The 18,796-nt window shown below is 43.7% G+C and carries 18 protein-coding genes; 11 read left to right on the plus strand and 7 right to left on the minus strand.

Annotated elements, in window-relative coordinates; translation table 11 throughout:
- Positions 1-200: 200 nt before the first annotated feature.
- Entirely contained in the window at positions 201-1,550 is a 1,350-nt protein-coding gene (locus ACTTJ8_RS01360; RefSeq protein ID WP_442715719.1) for an acetate kinase, read from the minus strand.
- Positions 1,551-1,898: 348 nt separating this feature from the next.
- Between ACTTJ8_RS01360 and ACTTJ8_RS01365 the strand changes: the two genes are divergently transcribed.
- From ACTTJ8_RS01365 to ACTTJ8_RS01375, 3 genes are all read left to right on the plus strand, one after another.
- Positions 1,899-2,525, plus strand: coding sequence for a hypothetical protein (locus ACTTJ8_RS01365; RefSeq protein WP_442720121.1), 627 nt, complete (start codon positions 1,899-1,901; stop codon positions 2,523-2,525).
- 234 nt (positions 2,526-2,759) lie between these two features.
- The gene (locus tag ACTTJ8_RS01370) at positions 2,760-3,503 is read left to right on the plus strand and encodes a flagellar filament outer layer protein FlaA (protein ID WP_442719491.1); all 744 of its coding nucleotides are present in this window, start codon (positions 2,760-2,762) and stop codon (positions 3,501-3,503) included.
- A complete protein-coding gene (locus ACTTJ8_RS01375; RefSeq protein WP_442720122.1) occupies positions 3,503-4,252 on the plus strand; it encodes a flagellar filament outer layer protein FlaA in 750 nt (249 codons plus the stop codon). The genes ACTTJ8_RS01370 and ACTTJ8_RS01375 overlap by 1 nt, the downstream gene beginning before the upstream one ends.
- A 146-nt stretch (positions 4,253-4,398) precedes the next feature.
- Here ACTTJ8_RS01375 and ACTTJ8_RS01380 read toward each other — a convergent pair whose 3' ends face one another.
- Together ACTTJ8_RS01380 and ACTTJ8_RS01385 are read right to left on the minus strand one after the other, a co-directional pair.
- Entirely contained in the window at positions 4,399-5,067 is a 669-nt protein-coding gene (locus tag ACTTJ8_RS01380) for a DUF8091 domain-containing protein (RefSeq protein WP_442720123.1), read from the minus strand.
- Positions 5,064-5,306: a hypothetical protein gene (locus ACTTJ8_RS01385; protein ID WP_442715724.1), complete on the minus strand. Its 243-nt coding sequence runs from the start codon at positions 5,304-5,306 to the stop codon at positions 5,064-5,066. The genes ACTTJ8_RS01380 and ACTTJ8_RS01385 overlap by 4 nt, the downstream gene beginning before the upstream one ends.
- 238 nt (positions 5,307-5,544) lie before the next feature.
- Between ACTTJ8_RS01385 and ACTTJ8_RS01390 the strand changes: the two genes are divergently transcribed.
- From ACTTJ8_RS01390 to gpmA, 6 genes are all read left to right on the plus strand, one after another.
- Positions 5,545-6,867, plus strand: coding sequence for an extracellular solute-binding protein (locus tag ACTTJ8_RS01390; protein WP_442720124.1), 1,323 nt, complete (start codon positions 5,545-5,547; stop codon positions 6,865-6,867).
- A gap of 254 nt (positions 6,868-7,121) precedes the next feature.
- Positions 7,122-8,021 (plus strand): carbohydrate ABC transporter permease, encoded by a 900-nt coding sequence (locus ACTTJ8_RS01395; RefSeq protein WP_442720125.1) that lies wholly within the window; start codon positions 7,122-7,124, stop codon positions 8,019-8,021.
- 67 nt (positions 8,022-8,088) lie between these two features.
- A complete protein-coding gene (locus ACTTJ8_RS01400; protein ID WP_442715754.1) occupies positions 8,089-8,934 on the plus strand; it encodes a carbohydrate ABC transporter permease in 846 nt (281 codons plus the stop codon).
- 57 nt (positions 8,935-8,991) lie between these two features.
- Positions 8,992-9,630 carry a DUF4912 domain-containing protein gene (locus ACTTJ8_RS01405; protein ID WP_442720126.1) on the plus strand — a complete coding sequence of 213 codons (639 nt, stop codon included), beginning with the start codon at positions 8,992-8,994 and terminating at the stop codon, positions 9,628-9,630.
- A gap of 72 nt (positions 9,631-9,702) precedes the next feature.
- Positions 9,703-11,268 carry a 1,4-alpha-glucan branching protein domain-containing protein gene (locus ACTTJ8_RS01410; protein WP_442718589.1) on the plus strand — a complete coding sequence of 522 codons (1,566 nt, stop codon included), beginning with the start codon at positions 9,703-9,705 and terminating at the stop codon, positions 11,266-11,268.
- 144 nt (positions 11,269-11,412) lie between these two features.
- Positions 11,413-12,156, plus strand: a complete 744-nt coding sequence (gene gpmA, locus ACTTJ8_RS01415; protein ID WP_442720127.1) for a 2,3-diphosphoglycerate-dependent phosphoglycerate mutase — start codon at positions 11,413-11,415, stop codon at positions 12,154-12,156.
- Between the two features lie 237 nt (positions 12,157-12,393).
- Here the strand turns inward: gpmA and ACTTJ8_RS01420 are convergent, their stop codons facing one another.
- The gene (locus ACTTJ8_RS01420) at positions 12,394-13,596 is read right to left on the minus strand and encodes a ZinT/AdcA family metal-binding protein (protein ID WP_442720128.1); all 1,203 of its coding nucleotides are present in this window, start codon (positions 13,594-13,596) and stop codon (positions 12,394-12,396) included.
- Between the two features lie 371 nt (positions 13,597-13,967).
- On the opposite strand from ACTTJ8_RS01420, the gene ACTTJ8_RS01425 reads away from it, so the two are divergent.
- Both ACTTJ8_RS01425 and ACTTJ8_RS01430 read left to right on the plus strand, forming a co-directional pair.
- The gene (locus ACTTJ8_RS01425) at positions 13,968-15,026 is read left to right on the plus strand and encodes an MraY family glycosyltransferase (RefSeq protein ID WP_442720129.1); all 1,059 of its coding nucleotides are present in this window, start codon (positions 13,968-13,970) and stop codon (positions 15,024-15,026) included.
- A 107-nt stretch (positions 15,027-15,133) separates the two neighbouring features.
- Positions 15,134-15,874: a tRNA threonylcarbamoyladenosine dehydratase gene (locus ACTTJ8_RS01430; protein WP_442720130.1), complete on the plus strand. Its 741-nt coding sequence runs from the start codon at positions 15,134-15,136 to the stop codon at positions 15,872-15,874.
- Positions 15,875-15,888: 14 nt separating this feature from the next.
- Here the strand turns inward: ACTTJ8_RS01430 and fliJ are convergent, their stop codons facing one another.
- Genes fliJ through fliH form a run of 3 tightly spaced genes read right to left on the minus strand, consistent with a single transcriptional unit; the run spans position 15,889 to position 18,740 of the window.
- Complete coding sequence (gene fliJ / locus ACTTJ8_RS01435; RefSeq protein WP_442720131.1) at positions 15,889-16,347, minus strand: flagellar export protein FliJ; 459 nt, start codon at positions 16,345-16,347, stop codon at positions 15,889-15,891.
- 14 nt (positions 16,348-16,361) lie between these two features.
- The gene (gene fliI / locus ACTTJ8_RS01440; RefSeq protein WP_442720132.1) at positions 16,362-17,798 is read right to left on the minus strand and encodes a flagellar protein export ATPase FliI; all 1,437 of its coding nucleotides are present in this window, start codon (positions 17,796-17,798) and stop codon (positions 16,362-16,364) included.
- A 3-nt stretch (positions 17,799-17,801) separates the two neighbouring features.
- Entirely contained in the window at positions 17,802-18,740 is a 939-nt protein-coding gene (gene fliH / locus ACTTJ8_RS01445) for a flagellar assembly protein FliH (RefSeq protein ID WP_442720133.1), read from the minus strand.
- Positions 18,741-18,796 lie beyond the last annotated feature (56 nt).

Here is an 18,796-nt window from a genome sequence, read left to right on the forward strand (position 1 = left end):
AGGTATCGGTATGGATGACGCACTGAAAGTCTAAATACGCGCTGCTCCCTTCCTGTCATTGTGTGTAGAGGAGGGGCGGGCAACAGCGTTTTGCGAGTATTGGCATCCTCTAAAAACTATACCTGAGTTTTTAGAAGATGCCCTATTGCATCAACCGGTGCAGTGGTATGTACATCGATTGATGCAGGTGAGGAGGTGTTTTAGTGAGCGCCGGGAATCTTTACAACGATGCTTGCAAGTTCCGGTTTCTTTTCCAAGTCTTTCTTTAAGCCTTCAGCCCGTGCCTTGTTGACATAATCGGGTGACTGGAATGAATATGTGAACTTGGTATGTACATCGTATGTCCCTTTCATCAGCGCATAAGCGTCCTCTGTCATAACCAGTTCTTCATCAGTCGGGATAACGAATATCTTTACCGGGGAATCGTCAGCGCTGATACAGGTTTCTGCATTGCGGGTACGGGCAAGCGCGTTCTTTTTAGGATCGATCTTGATGCCGAGGTGGGTTAAACCTTCGCAGACTGCGAGCCGTACATCGAATCCGAATTCGCCGACACCGGCGGTAAAGACGATTGCATCAGGTTTTTGACCGAGAGCTGCAATATAGGAACCGAAATATTTCTGTAAGCGGTATACTTCCATGTTAAACGCAAGCCGTGCCCGGTTATCGCCTTCTTCCATTGCCTTAGAAACATCACGGCGGTCAACATACTGCCCGGTAACGCCGAGTAGACCTGATTTTTTGTTCAAAGCAGTATCCATTTCTGCCGGTGTCATTCCGGTTTTCCGCATAATATAGAAGGGAAGTGCCGGGTCGCAGTCGCCGGAGCGGGTACCCATCACCAAGCCTTCCAAGGGGGTCAGCCCCATCGACGTATCAAAGCACTTGCCCTGCTTGACGCAGCACATCGAAGCACCGTTTCCGATATGGGCAATAACGATATTGGTATCTTCCGGTTTTTTACCGAGGATGACCGCAGCGCGTTTTGCTGTGTATAAAAAGCTCGTTCCATGGAATCCGTAGCGGCGTGCAGAGTATTTTTCGTACCATTCGTGGGGAATTGCATACATAAAGCTCGTTTCCGGCATTGTCTGGTGCCATGCTGTGTCGATAATTGCGCAATGCGGAACATTGGGCAGTACCTTCTGAGCAGCTTCAATACCCATGATGTTTGCAGGGTTGTGCAGCGGACCTAGATCCTGTACTTCGCGGAATGTATTGATGATTTCGGGAGTTACGACAACCGATTTGATAAACTTGTCGCCGCCATGGGTTACGCGGTGCCCGACAGCTTTGATAACGCTCATATCAGTGATAACACCGACGGAAGCGTCTGTGAGTGTTTTAATGATGAGTTCTACTGCATCGGTATGAGTGGGGCAGGGATTTTCCAGTACATACTTGTCTTTTCCCTTTGCCTCATGTGTAATCACACTGCCGGGCTGTGTTACCCGCTCTACCACACCTGATGCGAGGACGCTTTTATTGTCCCAGTCATACACCTGATACTTTACTGAAGAACTGCCGCAATTCAATGTTAAAATAACCATGAAAAACTCCTACTTACTTGATACTATGAATACCGCATATAATGCTTTTTGAGAGGTATTCTTTTTTTATGACTCTTTAGTATACCGCAGTCTATAAGCTGCTGTAAAGACTTAGGCAAAAATTAATCGGAAAGCGCTTTAGAGAAAGACACCTTCCTCAATCCGCCGGTGATGCAAAACAGCGGCATTAGACCTATTCGATAACTGCGTTTTCGAATAGGTCGACGAGTTCTAAATCGCGCAAATAGCACGATTTAAAACATCGCATTTCACGGTAACCTGTTCAGAAACGGAAGTTTCCGAACAGGTTTATTGTCTCTCACTGTGTTTTATGGTATGGTAGTCGTCATGGTTGTGTTATTGCTTTTGTGCTTACCGCTTGTATTTGCTTCTTATGCATTTCAGCTGGAAGATAAAAATAGGCATATTTTTTCATTTTTTTTAGGAATATTTACGGCAGGTTTGCTGATTCCTGTGGTTTCGATCGTATTTCCCCTCGCACTGCACAACATTGATTCGATGAAAAGTTATGTGTATCATGCGTTTTTTACCCATACGATTGTGCCGCTATTGATCACAGCGCTTGCCGTATTTCTCTTATCGGGCTTTCAGCCCTTAGCAGTACCAAGCGGATTATTCGGTCTATTCACCGTAAAAATATATCAGCAGCTTTTTTTTACTAGTGCAGATCCTCGTGTGATGCCCGTTGTGTTCTATATATTGCTGTATGCAAGTACGCTGTTTATTTTTGATGCGCTGCTGCATTTTTGTGCGGAGGTAACATTTTACTATTATACTCTATGCGGTCTATGTTTTTTGGGATTTCTTGGTCTTCTTTTCGGTGCTTATTTCGGATGGGGACTCTGGTATTTCGGAAATATAAGCTCTGTATCTGCTGTTGCTCTTTTTGCAGGACTGACGGTATTGGCTCTGGCGCTGCATATTACGGTGTACCGGAGAGCCGGCTCGGTATAAAAATAGGATGTCAACCAAAGAAAAACTACTAAAAAGGTCTGTTTTTGAGGATTTACCCTCTTGTAAATTTTTCGGTCTTTGCCGATACTGCAAGTAGAGTTCTTTAGCCGCTGCAGAACAGACTGTTCCGTTATGAGTTGATAGAAGGAGCTTGAGTTGTTTGACAAAGTTTCTTTTTCAGATTATAATAAACAGGATTTCTTAGAATATCGGCGGAAATAAAAGGAGTTGTGAATGAAACAAGGCGTTGTTCTTACAGTCTTTGTTCTGATGTTTACAGTCGTTTGTATTCCATTGGCAGCACAGGATAGCGGTGTCAATTATCAAACGTACATGGTGGAGACTTTTGATTCTCCTGAATCATCAGAGATAACATGGAATGGTATTGGAAGTAAGTTTATTACTGAAGGTTATCCTATTTTAAAGTATTTTGACGGAATGCCGAATGCTTTACGGGTTATGCAATCCGATGCTGAACAAGAATACAAATTCTTAGGCGTACAATTCAAATTTAACCGCAAGGGTGATAACTGGGTTGATATTTATCCTACAAAAGGATCGGGCGAGGGTGATAACGCAGCTCCTTACGAAATTCCCTTTAAGGGCATTGTCCAGAGATTAGATCTGTGGGTTTGGGGTGTAGGCTATGCTTATGATCTCGAAATTTTAGTGCGTGACTGCAATGGACGTATTCATACATTGCCGGTGGCTACACTGAATTATTACGGCTGGAGGAATCTTGCCGTTACTGTTCCGAGCAATATCCAGCAAAGATCCCGGTATCTTTCTCAGACTAAGAATATGAGCTTTGTTGCATTTAGAATTCGTACTCAGCCCACTGAAAATGTTGATGACTTCTATATTTTCTTTGATGAATTTAAAGCATTAACAAATACCCGCATGGCTTCTTACGACGGCTTCGAGTTGGAAAAAGCTCAGTTTGCTGATACCGATTCAAATAAGGAGGGCGGAAAATAATGACAAAAAGATATTTTACCGTATTAGTACTGTTATCGGCTCTGTCGCTGTGTGCATTTGCACAAGACAATAGCGGTAATGCGCGAGATGCTTCATCTCTTGATCAAGCGGATCCTTCGCTCATCGGTATTGAATCTGCCGAACAGCGCTTAAAGGAAGTTTCGGTTGATAAGTTTGAAAATGAAGGTTCATGGGTTTGCTCTATGTCTTCTGATGAAGGTATTATCCAAGGGCGTTTGTTCGAGGGCGCTCCCAAGCAAAAGCAGCCGATTCCGGAAGAAGAAGGGCTTAATCTTCCTGATAATAAGGTGTACGGAGCAAAGATTTCGTACTATCGCCGCGGGTATAACAGTTTCGAGATATATGCCGTAAAGCCGATTCCGGTTGAAGGTATTACCAAGACGGTAAGTGTATGGGTTGTTGGAAGAAGCTATCCGCATGTTTTGAAGCTCATCCTTGAAGACTACATGGGAAAGCGCTTCGAACTCTATGTTGGTAAACTTAACCATGCCGGCTGGAAGTTAATGACTGTTGCGGTTCCTCCGCAGAATGCAGCAGGTACAGGTATTGTTCAGAAAGATTACCACTATGGTACCAGCATGGGATTAAAAGTCGTTGGTTTCCGGATTGAGTGCAATCCGTGGGAAGCTTATGGCAACTACTACATTTACTTCGATGACCTCCGCGCTGTTACAGACCTTTATGAAGTCGATCTGCGTGATGAAGATGATATGAAGGATACATGGTAGGATTAGCATACCTCTAAGAGTGATAGACTCTTGGAGGTGATCCCTCGTTTTTTAATGCGTGATATTCTTTTCAGCAGCTTTCCTATAACTTTTTGCTCTGTGATGTGCTGCTGGGAAGGAGGGCGAAAACCGGTGCTTGGTATGTGCTAAGTACCGGTTTTTTTATATACATTGTACTGTCCTGCCTTCTTGCAAAACATAATTTTCCCGCTTTTTTTTAAAAATGATATAACGTATGAGGTATGTGCTCCGGCACCGAGTTTTTTTACATCGGTACTAACACAGAGTTCCGGTAATTTATTGAGTATGTCTTGTGTAAAACTGTTGACTCCATGCAGTATTTCTTCCCGGTTGATTTTCAACAGCTTTTTATCAATGATTCGTGCGTTTTTATATCTGCTTCGGCCCTGTTTATCATCAATTTTAATAATATCGCAGTCCATGTATACAATCCGCACACGCAGGTGTGGATGATCGAGCAAGGGAAGAATTCCCGATAGCTCACGAAAAATTTGGTAAAACGAGCCGTGTTTGGGACTTTTGCGGTAGCTGCGCTGGGTGCCGTCGGCATTGAGCATAATGATAAAGGCGTTTTCGATGACCGGATATACTACGGTGATGGGATAGAGCGGTAAAAGTGTTTCCAGCTTATGCTTGAGAGCGGTCAATTTGGAAGTTTGAATTTCTGTAATGCGCCCGTCTTCAAAAATATCGCAGATAAAGCCGTGTAGAGGTTTTTCTTGTTCTGCGCCTTCGTCGCTGTAAAGATTTTTTAATGTTCTATGCAGATGTGTTTCATTATAGGTGTTGATCATGACAGATAGGCACGTAATTCATCTGCAGACAGCTGCTCCATGATATAGTAGGTTGTAACAATCCCTCTGTCTTCGCGGGTGCGTTTACCGCATACTTGATAGACTATCATTTTGTTGGTTGGAAGCGGCGGATATAATGGCTGTCCATTAATGTCATACAGGGAACCGATAGGCATTGTGCCGGAAATTTCTTGTCTGTCTCCATCGGGAAAGATCATGTAATATTCATAGAGCGTCATAGTGTATCGAGTATAGTGATTTTTATTAAAACCGCAAGTGCTCGTGCTGCACATGATTTTTACAACTTGTAAAAGGTACTGTTTTCAAAACGGTTTATGGCAATTTGCGAATTTATCCTGTAAAAAGTATTTTTTTCTTGCTTTTTCTGCTTAGCCGGTATACAATTTAATGTTGTTAAATTACTATGGGTGTCTTTGAAAGCTGTACTGCTGAAAGATACCGTATGTTTTGGAGGTAATGATGAAAAAGCTTACAGTATTGTTGATGATGTGTGTCGTTGCCGGTTCTGCGCTGTTTGCAATGGGCGGTAAAGAAGATGATAACACACCAATCACCCTTGTTATGTGGACACATGAAGATCCCAACCGGCAAAAGTTGGAAGAAGGCTATGCTGCCGAGTATATGGCACAGCATCCGAATGTTACGATTAAGTATTCCGTGTATCCTTCTACAAAGATACAAGATTTGATACCGACTGCGTATGCAGCAAAGAATGCACCTTCAATCTGGAATATGGAACTACAGAAGGCATATCCGCTTTTGGCACAGGGCTTGGTTGCTCCCATTGATCCTGCAGCACTCGGTCTAAAAAGTGATGCTGATATCATTGCTCAGTATATGCCGCACATGCTTGATCCCGTTACAGACAAGGACGGCTCTCTCTTAGGCAAAAAAGGAAAGGTATACGGCTTACCCTTTGAGCTGCAGAACTGGTGTATTTATCTTAACAAAAAAATCTTCCGGGATGCCGGGCTTGATCCTGAAAAAGATTACCCGAAAACATGGGAAGATATGATGGCGGTTTCAGAAAAGATCGTGAAGCGCAACGGTGATATTATTACACGCCGCGGTTTTGATTTCCGGTATGGCGACTATCTTATCTCGTGGGTTCCGATGGTAAGTCAGCTGGGCGGTGCTGTAGTTTCTGCAGACGGTAAAGAAGCAATCGTGAATACTGCGGCATGGGAAAAAGCTCTTGAATATATGCAGCAGTGGGGACCGAACGGCAAGAACCTCGGCGCTCCTACCTATACTGCAGCACGTAAGCAGTTTGATAACGATAAAAACGAAATAGCCATGCACCTTTCCGGTCTCTATCAGGAAGCACGTATGCTCAAGGCTAATCCCGCTTTTTATAACAGCAATGAGTGGATGATTATTCCGTATCCGGTATTCAAAGGCGGAAAAAACCTTTCAAACTGCTATTACTTCCAGTACTACATGGTCAATTCTCAGATACCTGAACGTGAACAGCGGGAAGCATGGCGCTTTGTTGCATTTATGCTGAGCCATCCTACTCAATATCTGGAAAAAATTGCCTTAATTGCTCCGAAAAAAGAATTGGTTGAAAGCGAACAGTTCAAAAAAATACCCTATAGCAATGTCTTTATCGAGGACTTAAAACGTGCTGAACCGGTATATTTTGGTGCTGCAAGCTGGCAGATCAATGAGTTAATTAAAGAAGCCATCGAAAATGTTATGATGAATAACGTTTCTCCCAAAGATGCTGTTGCAAAGCTCAAGAAAAGCGCACAATCACTCTTAGACGAGCAAATGTAAGAAGAAATTACAGGCAATCTCTAAAAACTGCCAGCCTATCGGTTTGTTCTGTAAAGAACTCGTGTATCATATCCTCTAAAGCGGATTGCACATCAGTTTTTAGAGATACCTGACGGTATCTTGAAAGGGGGCGGTTTAATCATTTTTAGGCTTGATAGTTCTGAGAGATACCGAGTACGTGGCATGGATGGTGAAGGTTATTCTATTTTTATCCGTGCCGGTGCTGCAAACACAGCTTATTTTGAGGAGATAGTATGGCTCAAAGAAGTCTTGAAAAAAAAATCGTAGTATGGGCATGGCTGTTTGTAACACCGGCACTGCTGTTTTTTACGTTATTTTCGTTTTATCCTATTGTGAATGCTTTTTATTTAAGTTTTTGCAATAAAAATATGATATCGCTCAAACCTCCGGTATTCGTCGGTTTTGCCAATTATGTTAAAATCTTTGCATCTCCTGATTTTTGGAATTCAGTGCGGGCAACCATTGTGTTCACGCTTGGTACCTTTATTCCGCTTGTTATCGGCAGTTTAGTGCTTGCTGCATTCTTAACATTCCGCCCTGCCGGTTCACGGGTATTACAGCTCATCTATTATTCACCGGCTGTGTTATCATCAGTTGTTGCAGCCTTGATCTGGAAGCTGATATTTGAACCGCGCGGTATTGCAAATCAACTAGCCAATGTTATCATTATGAGTTCCGGTGTTGATTTTAAGTGGCTCAGTAATGGAGTGATGCTGCAAATTTCTACCATGATTGTCTATTTTTGGAAGTATATTGGCTATTTTACTGTTTTGTTTTTAACCGGCTTGGGGAAAATCCCGCGCGGTATCTATGAAGCAGCTTTAATTGACGGGGCAAGCCGCGGGCAAACTTTTTTCCGTATTACCGTACCGCTTTTAAAACCTACTACGGTGCTGGTATCTATTATGGCGATGCTGCAATGCCTCAAAACATTTTCAACGCAGTACTTATTTACGCAGGCAGGATCCCCCTTGGCGCCGATCAATGTCATCACGCTGAATATTTATAATACGGCAATGCGTAATTACAATGTCGGCAGGGCGAGTGTTATGAGTGTTCTGCTTTTCCTCTTTATGCTCATTCTGACGATTATCCAGCTGCGTTTTTCACGCTCCGAAGACGTTTCGTATTAGTGTTAGGGAGTATACTGTGCAATTCCTTGTTATTTTGAGTATTATATTTGTATTATATATTGTATTGATGATAGTCCTGCCCGAACGCGGAAAAAATATACTGATGACGCTTTTTTTAATTGTCAGTGCTGTTGTTGTTCTTACTCCGCTTTTATTTATGTTTACCGCAGCTTTTATGCCTGCTGCAGAGATAACCAGTATTCCGTATCGGTGGATACCGGAGAAAATACAGTGGTCTAACTTTTACCGTGCCCTTGCCGGGAATGATGGAAATTTTGTTTTTCTCCGCAATACGCTCAATTCGCTCATTGTGTCTTCGATTATCACGGGTACAACGCTCATCCTCTCGTGTATTACCGGCTATGCCTTAGCGAAGTTCCATTTTAGAGGGCGGAATACCGTCTTTTTATTCATTATGATGACCATGATGATCCCTTTTGAGACTATCATGGTGCCGCTCTATATGGTTGTTTTGAATCTCAATCTTCAGAATACATACGGCGGATTGATTATCCCTTTTATGATGAATGCATTCGGGGTTTTTATGATGCGCCAGTATCTATTGACATTCCCCGACGATGTTATTGCTGCTGCCCGTATTGACGGCTGTAGCGAGCCGGGTATTTTTTCCCGCATTGTGTTCGTTAATTCCGGTCCTGCATTGGCAACGCTTGCTATTTTAACATTCCGGCAGCAGTGGGATAACCTCATGTGGCCCTTGATGGTAGCACAGGATCAGCGGCTTAAAACAATTCCGACCTATATTGTGAGCTTTGCCGAAGAAAAATTTGCGGATGAAGGCGCGATGATGGCAGTTGCCTTACTGGCAAGTTTACCGATGGTGATTATGTTTTTAAGCTTATCTAAATACTTCCTCGGCGGTAGCGCTATGTATTCAGCGGGAAAGGAATAATGATTATACCCTTGACATAAACTGCAATATTTTAGATGATGCAATATGGGTGATGTGGTGAAATTTACAAAATCGTATTTACAAACACTATCAACTCAAGCGCTGTTTAGGCTTGCAGACCGGTATGGGCTGTTTTTATCTGATGATTTAGCCCGCCATCTGTTGATCGGAGAATTGCTTGAACTTGAAGATGAGATGAGTACCGATGAAGAGGTGTTGGAAGTGTCTGCTGCCGTACAGCAAAAGAATGCCGTATGCAGCTATAATATGACGGAGATACGGGCAGTATTAAAAGATCCTTTGTGGTTTTTTGTGTTTTGGGATTTTCATAAGCGCTTATTTACAGAATTAACAACCTCAAAGGGATTTGAATCTTTTGTATTGAGGGTGCATTCGCTTGATTCTGAGACATTAACATCAGTGGATTTTTTTGATGTGCAAGTTCCGCTTGCAGATAGGAGCCGGTATGTGCATGTTTCATTTGATGAATGTCTCCATCAAGTTGAACTTATTGCCCGATTCTCGGATGGACATGATCAGCATTTGGCTCAATCAAATACCGTTAAGATGCAGCGGAAGAATATCCTTCAGAAGCTTTGCGTCTCGCAAAATACGGTAAATAAAATAATCAGTTTGTCAGGCTTGCCGACTTTAAAAAAATCTCATTTTCAGCATTATCGGCAAGCCTTTCGATAAATAGATGCAGCCCTTGTTAAGTGATTGCATACGGTTTCTCTCACATTACATGTACTCTATTCGAGGTACCCGATGATTAAAAAAAACATGCTTTTCGTTTTTTATGCCCATGTCCCCTATGTTCCTCATAGAGATACTGTCAGCGATATTGCTGCCGCTCCGTTTTATGATTTGCTTTCTTATAGTTTATTGCCGTTTTTGCGGATGTGCGATCGGCTAGATACTGAATGTATTCCTTTTAAATGCGTACTTGTTATATCTCCGCTTGTATGTGAAATGTTGAAATCTTCTTTTTGCTGCGATCAATATGTAGCGTATATAGACCGTCATATTGCCTTTGCGCAAGAAAAGCTTACACAAGACCTCTCTCCCGCGCAAAAAGAACTGACAATATTACATCGTGATAGGTTGCTGCGTAACCGCGATGATTTTATCGGCTTATATCAAAAAGATATTTTAAAACAAATCAATAAGTTTGCGGCAAAACAGAAGTTTGAACTGATGGCAACATCAGCTACTCCCTGTTTTTTTCCTTTTTATCAGGATATGCCGGAGTCTCTAGCTGCTCAGATGGAGTTTGGTTTGAGCAGTTTTCGGGAGACTTTCGAAATGGTTCCGGCAGGTTTTTGGTTTCCGGCAATGGGCTACAGCGCTGGGTTGGATCGTCTTGTCAAATCTTATGGAATCGATTATACGATTCTTGAAAGTCAAAGTTTCTTATTTGCGGATCATCCTCCTGCGCGGGGAGTATTTTCTGCAGCGGTTACGGAAAGCGGTCTAAGTGTGTTGGGTAAGGATACCGGAGCCTGTGCTGATGTAGAACAAGCTGTAGGCGGCTTTTATACCAACCCTCATTATCTTGATACGGCAAGAGATATTGGTTTTGAGCTTGATGAACAGGGCTTATCAGCCTTATTTAATGTTGAGCAAGGCCGCCGTGCTACCGGTTTCTGTTATTGCAGCAGGAATGGCGAAAAATATGATGTCTCAGTAGGAAAAGCACAGGCAGAACGCGATGCAGAACGGTTTATTGCAAATCGTTCTGCGGTGTTGGAAGAAGCTGCTTCTTTCCTGGACGGAGAATCTCTTTGCTCTGTATGTATTCTTCCACTTACTTTTTTTGGTAAGATATGGTTTGAAGGGATGTACTGGCTTGAATCGGTCTTGAGAAAGATTGCAGCTATGCAGGACATGGAGTGTACTTTACCGACGGAGTACCTAAAAAAGGTGCGGCGTATACAGAGTATTGAACCGTTTTATGCTTCGCATTTACCGAGCGGCTATGCTGATGAGCTGCTCAATAGTGCTAATGACTGGATGTTTCCCTGTATACAAAAGGCGGTGGAGCGGATGATCGATCTTGCCGAACGTTTCCCGAATGATCAGGGGCTTAAAGAGCGGACTCTGAATATGGCTGCAAAAGAAGTGCTGCTTGCTCAGTCGATGGATTGGCCGCTTATGGTTGATGCGCAGATTTCACCGGAATATGCTGCAGAACAATACCGCGACCATATTGCTGCTTTCACCGCAGTATATGAATCTTTGGGAGCCGGTTCGATCGGTACTGAACAGCTTATCAAACGTGAAAAAGAGTATCCGATATTTAAAGAAATGAATTATCGATTCTTTGCAAAATAAATAGAAGCTGCAGAACCAAATGTCTGAACAGTTTCATAAAAATGGCAACTTTTACAGATTGTATATACGCTATAGCGTACCAATACAACAGTTTCCAAAGTTGACACTTTGTTCTGTTGTTCAATTTTAAGGAAGGAGTAATATATGAAATTAGTGCTGATACGGCATGGAGAAAGTGAATGGAATAAATTGAATCTATTCACAGGATGGACTGATGTAGAGCTGTCTGAGAAAGGCGTTGAGGAAGCAAAGGAAGGCGGAAAGGCACTTGCTGCTGCCGGTTTTGATTTTGATATTTGCTATACCTCTTATTTGAAGCGTGCTATTCATACACTGCAGTTTGTGTTGGATGAGCTTGACCGCAACTGGTTGCCGGTGGTAAAGACTTGGAAATTAAATGAACGGCACTACGGTGATCTGCAGGGGTTGAATAAGGCTGAAACAGCTGAAAAATATGGTGAAGCTCAGGTAAAAATTTGGCGGCGTTCTTTTGATATTGCACCGCCGGTACTCGCCGAAAACGATACGCGCTGTCCGTATTTGCAGACACCGTACCGCGGAGTTGATAAGGCTGAACTTCCCCGTACCGAAAGCTTGAAAGATACTATTGCCCGGGCAATTCCGTATTTTGAAGGTGTTATTAAAAAAGATATGCTGGCTGGTAAACGGGTGTTAATCGCTGCACATGGTAATTCCCTTCGTGCATTGATAAAATATTTTGAACAGCTCAGCGATGAAGAAATTATTCAGGTTAATCTGCCGACCGGTGTACCGTTGGTGTATGAATTTGATGAAAACTTTAAAGTATTGAGCAAAGCCTATTTAGGTGATCAAGAAAAGATCAATGCCAAAATCAATGCCGTTGCAAATCAAGGAAAAGCAAAATAACAGATGCAGTGGTTGATCCTCCGGTGCTTTGCGTCGGAGGATAGTGCCTCCATGAGATGGTGGCAGTCAGCTTTTAATATTTACATAATTATGGCTTCAAAGTGCCGGAGTATGCAATTCTCCGCATGAATAAAAAAGACCGGTCCTTCAAGCAAAAATGGGTCGCGTACTTCGCATAAATTATTTTTAGGAGATATGCTATCGGACCGGTCAAAATTTCTTCACGAGTAGAGTATACTACTTTTTCGTTGCTTGCTGCAAGAGCTTGCGACCGGTACTGAGTACACGGTGTGCAACAAGCTCTTCTGAGCTATCTGCCGGAATGCAAGTTGGTTTTGAACCATCGGTATTACCGATTTCACTTGGTTTCATGCCGTACCAAACATGCATGTGGGCTGGTGTGCCATGCGGTGTCGTCATTGCTAAGAATGCAAATTTCCCTGCTTGCTGCCGGTCGGTTGCCATAAAGGCATTGGCAGAGGCTCGGAGTTCGTTTGCGCCATCCTGCATATACGCACTGCGTGAAAGTTCCGTAGTGCCCTTCCATACTACTAACTCATTCTTATCCATCCCGGTGATAAATTCAAGGTGTGTAAAATCGGCGGCATTACCGTAAGATTTTTTCGCCATTGCGATGATCTCTTCCTTGGTGAAGTCGTTACCATCTTTCTTTCCTGCAAATTCTTTAATGAGCTGTGTATATGCGTTTTGAACGGCAGGGCGCTGATCATCATAAATCAGTGCCGTGTTGATCCATTTTCCGGCATATGCTGCAAATGATGCTTGCGGAAGCATACCTGCCAGTTCCGGAACAATTGGAGTAAAGAGCTTTACCAAATCTTCATGCGAGTATGCTGCTTCAGTGTAGGTCGGCCACCACAGAGGATCAGCGTCAACTAAGGATTTTATATCGGAGCTTCCAAACCGTATATGCCAGTGCAGCATGCTGTCGGGACTGTCGCGGTGTGGAGGTACTGCAATAAAATAGCGTGCGCTTGCAAGACCTTGTACCGGCTTTACCGCTTCAAAAGTATACCATGATGCTTTTTCAAATCCTTTAATAGGACTTGTGCCGACAAAACGGTATTCGCATGCGATTTGCTGTTCTTTGCCGTCTTGATCTGTTACGGTAAATAAAACGGTATTGGAACCATCAAATTTTGCTTTTAATACCGGTGTTTTCAGCATGCCTGAAACTGCTGTTTTAAGCCCTTCAGCATTGTAAAACGGCATTTTTTCTGCCTGCGCAGTATAGGTGTCATTCAATTTGGACGCACCGGACACTGCGCTGAGAGATTGCCATTCTCCTTGCCAAGCAGCAAGCTCTTTTCCCTTTTCCAGCTGTGCTGTTGCGGGTGTTGATGAACAGCCTGTGATACATACACTGCAGAGCATCAATACTACTGCAATGTATCCAAAATGTTTTTGATATATCATCATAAAACCTCCTGATGAATAGACCTGTTGGATAATTGCGTTGTCGAACAGACCGGCGAGTTCTAAATCGCATAAATAAGTACGATTTAAAACATTGCATTTTAAGGTACCCTGTTCCGAAACGGAAATTTTCGAATAGGCTTTGACTACCATAATTACAAAACTTGCTTAAAATGTCAACCATCTGTAACAATTTTTTTCCTATTTATAGGAACCTCTAAAAATCTAATCGAGTTTTTGCAGATATCCTGATGAATTGTTTTGATTATCTTTGCTCTCTGCGGTTTATATTATAGAAAAAACTGCATCTATCATCTTTGTTTTGCTTTTTCTCAGTTGTTGATTTTATTGTCTATGCGGTATATAATCCTCAAATGCTTTTTTATATATCAGGGCTGTTGTCATCTGCTTTTGGACCTATGCGGCTTTTACAGTCCTATTTAGTGCTTATTGCTATTGCGTTTTATCTCGGTTTTTTTCTGACTGTGTTTGTATTGCCGCGTTTTTATGTTCGGTTGCCTAAGGATCGGGGTAGGGAGTTTACGGTTGCTCCTGAAGCGGCAAAGGGGAAACCTACCGGCGGCGGTGTGGTATTTATTACCATATTTGTTGTGATGATTTTTTTGCTGATTATTCCTTCAGCGACGCAAATTGCAGTATTGATTTTAACCTGGCTGGTTATGTTGACTGGGTATTTGGATGACCGCTCTCTTACGCCGTGGGGAGAATACCGAAAGGGACTTTTGGACTTGGTACTGTCGCTGATAACGGCAACGGTGCTTTTCCATTGTTATTTTAACGATAGTATTTCCTATTGGATCCCGTTTATGAGTCAAAGTATTGCGGTGCATCCCGTAGTATTTTTTACTGTTTCGGTTTTGATTTTGTGGTTTTCAATTAATACAACGAATTGTACCGATGGAGTGGATGGGCTTTCCGGGACGTTGATTTTAACCGCGCTCATTTCCCTCGGCGCTGTTTTCTATTTTATTATCGGGAATGTGAAAGTTTCAGCGTATTTGCTGATTCCGCATCGGATGGATGGTGCTCAGTGGGCTCTTATTTGTTTTAGCCTTTCCGGAGTGCTTATGGGGTATCTGTGGCATAATGCCTATCCGAGTAAAGTGATGATGGGGGATGCAGGCTCCCGTGCTCTTGGTTTTTTTATCGGAGTGCTGGTTATTATTTCCGGCAATCCGTTCTTACTGTTGATGACGAGCGGGATGATCCTTTTAAATGGCGGTACGGGGCTGGTAAAACTTGCTTTGCTGCGCTTTTTTCATATCCGCATTTTCAGGAATATCCGCTTTCCGCTGCATGATCACATGCGGAAGAATTTGCAATGGTCGTCTACACAAGTATTAATCAAGTTCCTTATTTTGCAGCTTTTGATTACGGTTGCTGTGTTCGCCGTTCTCTTTAAAATCCGGTAATTTTGAACTGCTTAAAGCGAATGGGAATGGTGAAAAACTACACGCTTTATCCGTTTTTTCATGCTGATCCGTATTTTTAGCGATGTCCGATAATCTTGAGTTACGGTATGAATGCTCATGAGAATATGCTGCTGACGGCAGACTCCGCTCTGTTTGTCCGGAGCGAAGCGCTTATAGGTGCAGAAGGGATTGAACGGTTCCGCAAACTGCGGGTTGCCGTGTTCGGAATCGGCGGGGTAGGGGGCTATACGGTTGAAGCGCTTGCCCGTGCAGGGGTTGGTACGCTCTATCTTATTGACGGCGATACGTTGAGCTATTCTAATCTGAACCGGCAACTCTTTGCGCTGCATTCTACCATCGGGCAGTATAAGACTGCCGCTGCTGCTGCACGTATTGCCGATATAAATCCTGCCTGTACGGTTTATCAAATAACCCGGCACGTTTTACCTGCGGATGACGGTACGCTGCCGGATTTACCGTTTTTACCGGATATTGATTTTATTGTTGATGCTGTTGATACTATTGCACTGAAAGTTGCACTTGCAGCAGCGGCGGAATCCTGCAGTATTCCGATGCTTGCGGCAATGGGCTGCGGGAATAAGCTCCGTGCTGATCTCTTTACGTTTACAGATATTTATAGTACCTCTGTATGTCCCTTGTGTAAAACAATGCGAGGTCTGTTAAAAAAACGGCAGGTTAAGCGTTTACGGGTCTTATATTCACGGGAAATACCGAATGTCAGGAGCCGTCCGCCCAGTTCTGTTTCTTGGGTACCTGCCGCTGCCGGTATTTTATTGGCTGGAGAGGTGCTTAATCAGGTATTGCTTGGTGGTGTATCTGAACGGTAAAATGCGGCGTTTTCCTAAAGCGCTTTTCTCCTTAGCTCTTCCATTTTCCGATGCTCTTGTGCATTGATCATATCATCCAGCATTACATCTTGCTGTTTCAGCCAATCTGTTCTCCATTCTACTTCTTTCCGTTCCCGTAGTTTTGTAACGATGAGCCGTTCTTGGTGTGCTTTTATATAGAGCGCCCGCATTTTTTCTATTACCAGCTCTGCCTCTGCCAGTGCCTTGAGCTGTTGTTCACGTTCTCCATGAAGACGTTCAAGGTAGTTGCCGTGTATGCTGAAGTCTTCACTGGTTTTTGCACTGACTTTGAGTGATTGGCGCGTCCGTACTTCTGCCTTGCCTATTTCTGTAAGGCGTAATACGATCGATTCGCGGGCAGCAATAGCATGACCGAGATTTGTTTCAGCTTCTTTTTCACGGAAGGTGCGGAGATCTAAGAGTTTTTGCAAGCGGAAGTGAAATCTTTGCATATCTATCGGTCACTTTACTGGACTATACCCGATTCTGGCTGGTTAAGCTCTGTCTGATAGAGATCAGCTGCTTCTGACGGCATAAGATATTTCTTAGCAGCTCCTGTTCCTTCTTGAAAGCTTTCTTCTTGCGGTATATCAATATGCGTAATGCTGCTGAGCTGCTCAAGTGTTTTGTTGATAGGAGCTGGATCGTTGGTTTCTTGCTGCAAAAACGCTTCGATTTTTTCGTGGTGATCGATTGCTTCGTCGATGGCTGGATTGCTGCCTTTTTGATATGCTCCTACTTGGATCATATCCTCCGCCTCTGCATACACAGCCATGAGGCGGCGCATATATTGGGCTGCTTTTTTGCTGCATTCGCCGGAGACACGGTTTGCTAAACGGGAAATACTGCCAAGTATGTCGATAGCGGGGTAGTGTCCGCGCTGTGCAAGTTTTCTATTGAGTACAATGTGTCCGTCTAAGATACCGCGTACCGCATCTGAAATCGGTTCGTCCATATCATCACCGTCAACTAATACGGTATAAAAACCGGTAATTGAACCCTTTGCCGAGGTGCCGCTCCGTTCAAGTAATTTCGGCAATACCTCAAATACGCTTGGGGTGTAGCCGCGGGTTGCGGGCGCTTCTCCCATAGAAAGGCTGATTTCCCGCTGTGCTTTTGCAAACCGTGTTACCGAATCAAAAAGGAGCATCACATCCTTGCCTTGGTCGCGGAAATATTCTGCGATTGCAGTTGCCGTGTATGCTCCGCGGATACGGGCAAGCGGACTGGTATCTGAGGTAGCAGTTACTACTACGGAGTGCTTTAAGCCTTCCGGACCAAGATCATGCTCTAAAAAGTCGTTTACTTCGCGTCCCCGCTCTCCAATAAGAGCAATAACATTGACATCTGCGTTGGTATTCCGTGCAACCATGCCCATCAAAGTCGATTTCCCGATACCGGAACCTGCAAAGATACCGACACGCTGTCCTTTTCCGACAGCAAGGAGGGCATCTATGGCACGGATTCCTGTTACAATGCGGTCTTTGATCGGGCGGCGTTCCATAGGATCAGGCGGCTGTGCAATAATAGGGTAGCGGAGGGCTGAGTAGGGTTCTTGTTTGCCGTCGGCAGACTTTCCAAGCGCATCAACCACCCTACCGAGCAGCACTGAACCTACGGGTACAGAGAGCATAGTGCCGCTTGCAATCACTTCACAGCCGATTTTTACACCTTGTATATCGCTATAGCTCATAAGCTGCACGGTAGAGCCATTGAGACCGATGACTTCAGCAAGAATACTCTCCGAACGATTCTTTATATTAATTCGGCATAATTCGCCGACACAGGCTTGCGGCCCTTGACTTTCGATAAGCAAGCCCTGTACGCGGGAAACAACACCGATGTGTTTGATCGGCTCCGTTTCGTCAACCGCTTCGAGATATTTATCAAAGAGTGTGCTCATAGATTACTTACGGCTTGATGCTGCAGGAGCTGCTGCCGCTTGCGTGCGTATGGGGGAAATTTCAAGGATACGCTGTTCAAGCTCATGGAGCTGCGAAGCTATTCGTGCATCTACCGAACCGAAATCAGTTTCGATAATACAGCCGCCTGCATCAACGGTATGATCTTCTACAACGGTTATATTCTTGATGTTTTCAGCAGCAGCTAAGAAGTCCTTGGTATGTTCCGTCGTTAATCCGACATCGGCAAGATTTACCCGCAATATGACATCGGCTCTCCCTTTTACTTTACGCAGTGCATGAATAATATTTGAGCTTACCACATTCCGCTGGTTTTCGGAGATTACTTTTACAACCTTACGGGTCATCAGCAGTACTAAGTCTACAATCTGCTGTTCGGTCTCGGAGAGAATTTGCTGCCGTTTATCCATGGTACGTTCGATCATCGTATGCAGCCGTTCGATTAAACGGGTTACCTCCGCTTTTCCTTCTTTATATCCTGCTTCCCGTCCTGCTTCAAAGCCTTCAGTGAATGCCTTTTTTTGGGTTGCCGCTTCCGTTTGCTCTGCCTTGTCGATAATATCAGCTGCCTTCTTTTCTGCTTCACTGACTATTTCTTGCGATTGCGTCCGCATCTTTTGACTATCGACTTGCGCAGTATTCATTTGGCGCTTCACTTCATCAAAAGCGGTCTTTTTTGCGTTTTCGATAATTTGATCAGCTTCACGGTGCGCATCTTCGATGAGTTTCTCTTTCTCCTGCTCCCACTGGCGTTTAAACTCTTCCGCCTCCTGCTTCAGCTCTTCGAGTGTCGGTCCCTCAGGTACGGGAGCTGTTTCTACTTCTTCTTCAGACATCTCCGGCTCAAATGTTTTTGCCAAACTCAGTACCATATCATCGCTGATCTTTTTTACTTCAAAATCACGGAAAATATTTTTAGCCACTTTCAGAATCTCCTTTTGCAGGCACAATTATTCCATTGACTGAGAGGAATACTCAA

This window comes from Treponema sp., assembly GCF_052169735.1.
In the GTDB taxonomy this organism is placed as follows: Bacteria; Spirochaetota; Spirochaetia; order Treponematales; family Treponemataceae; genus Treponema.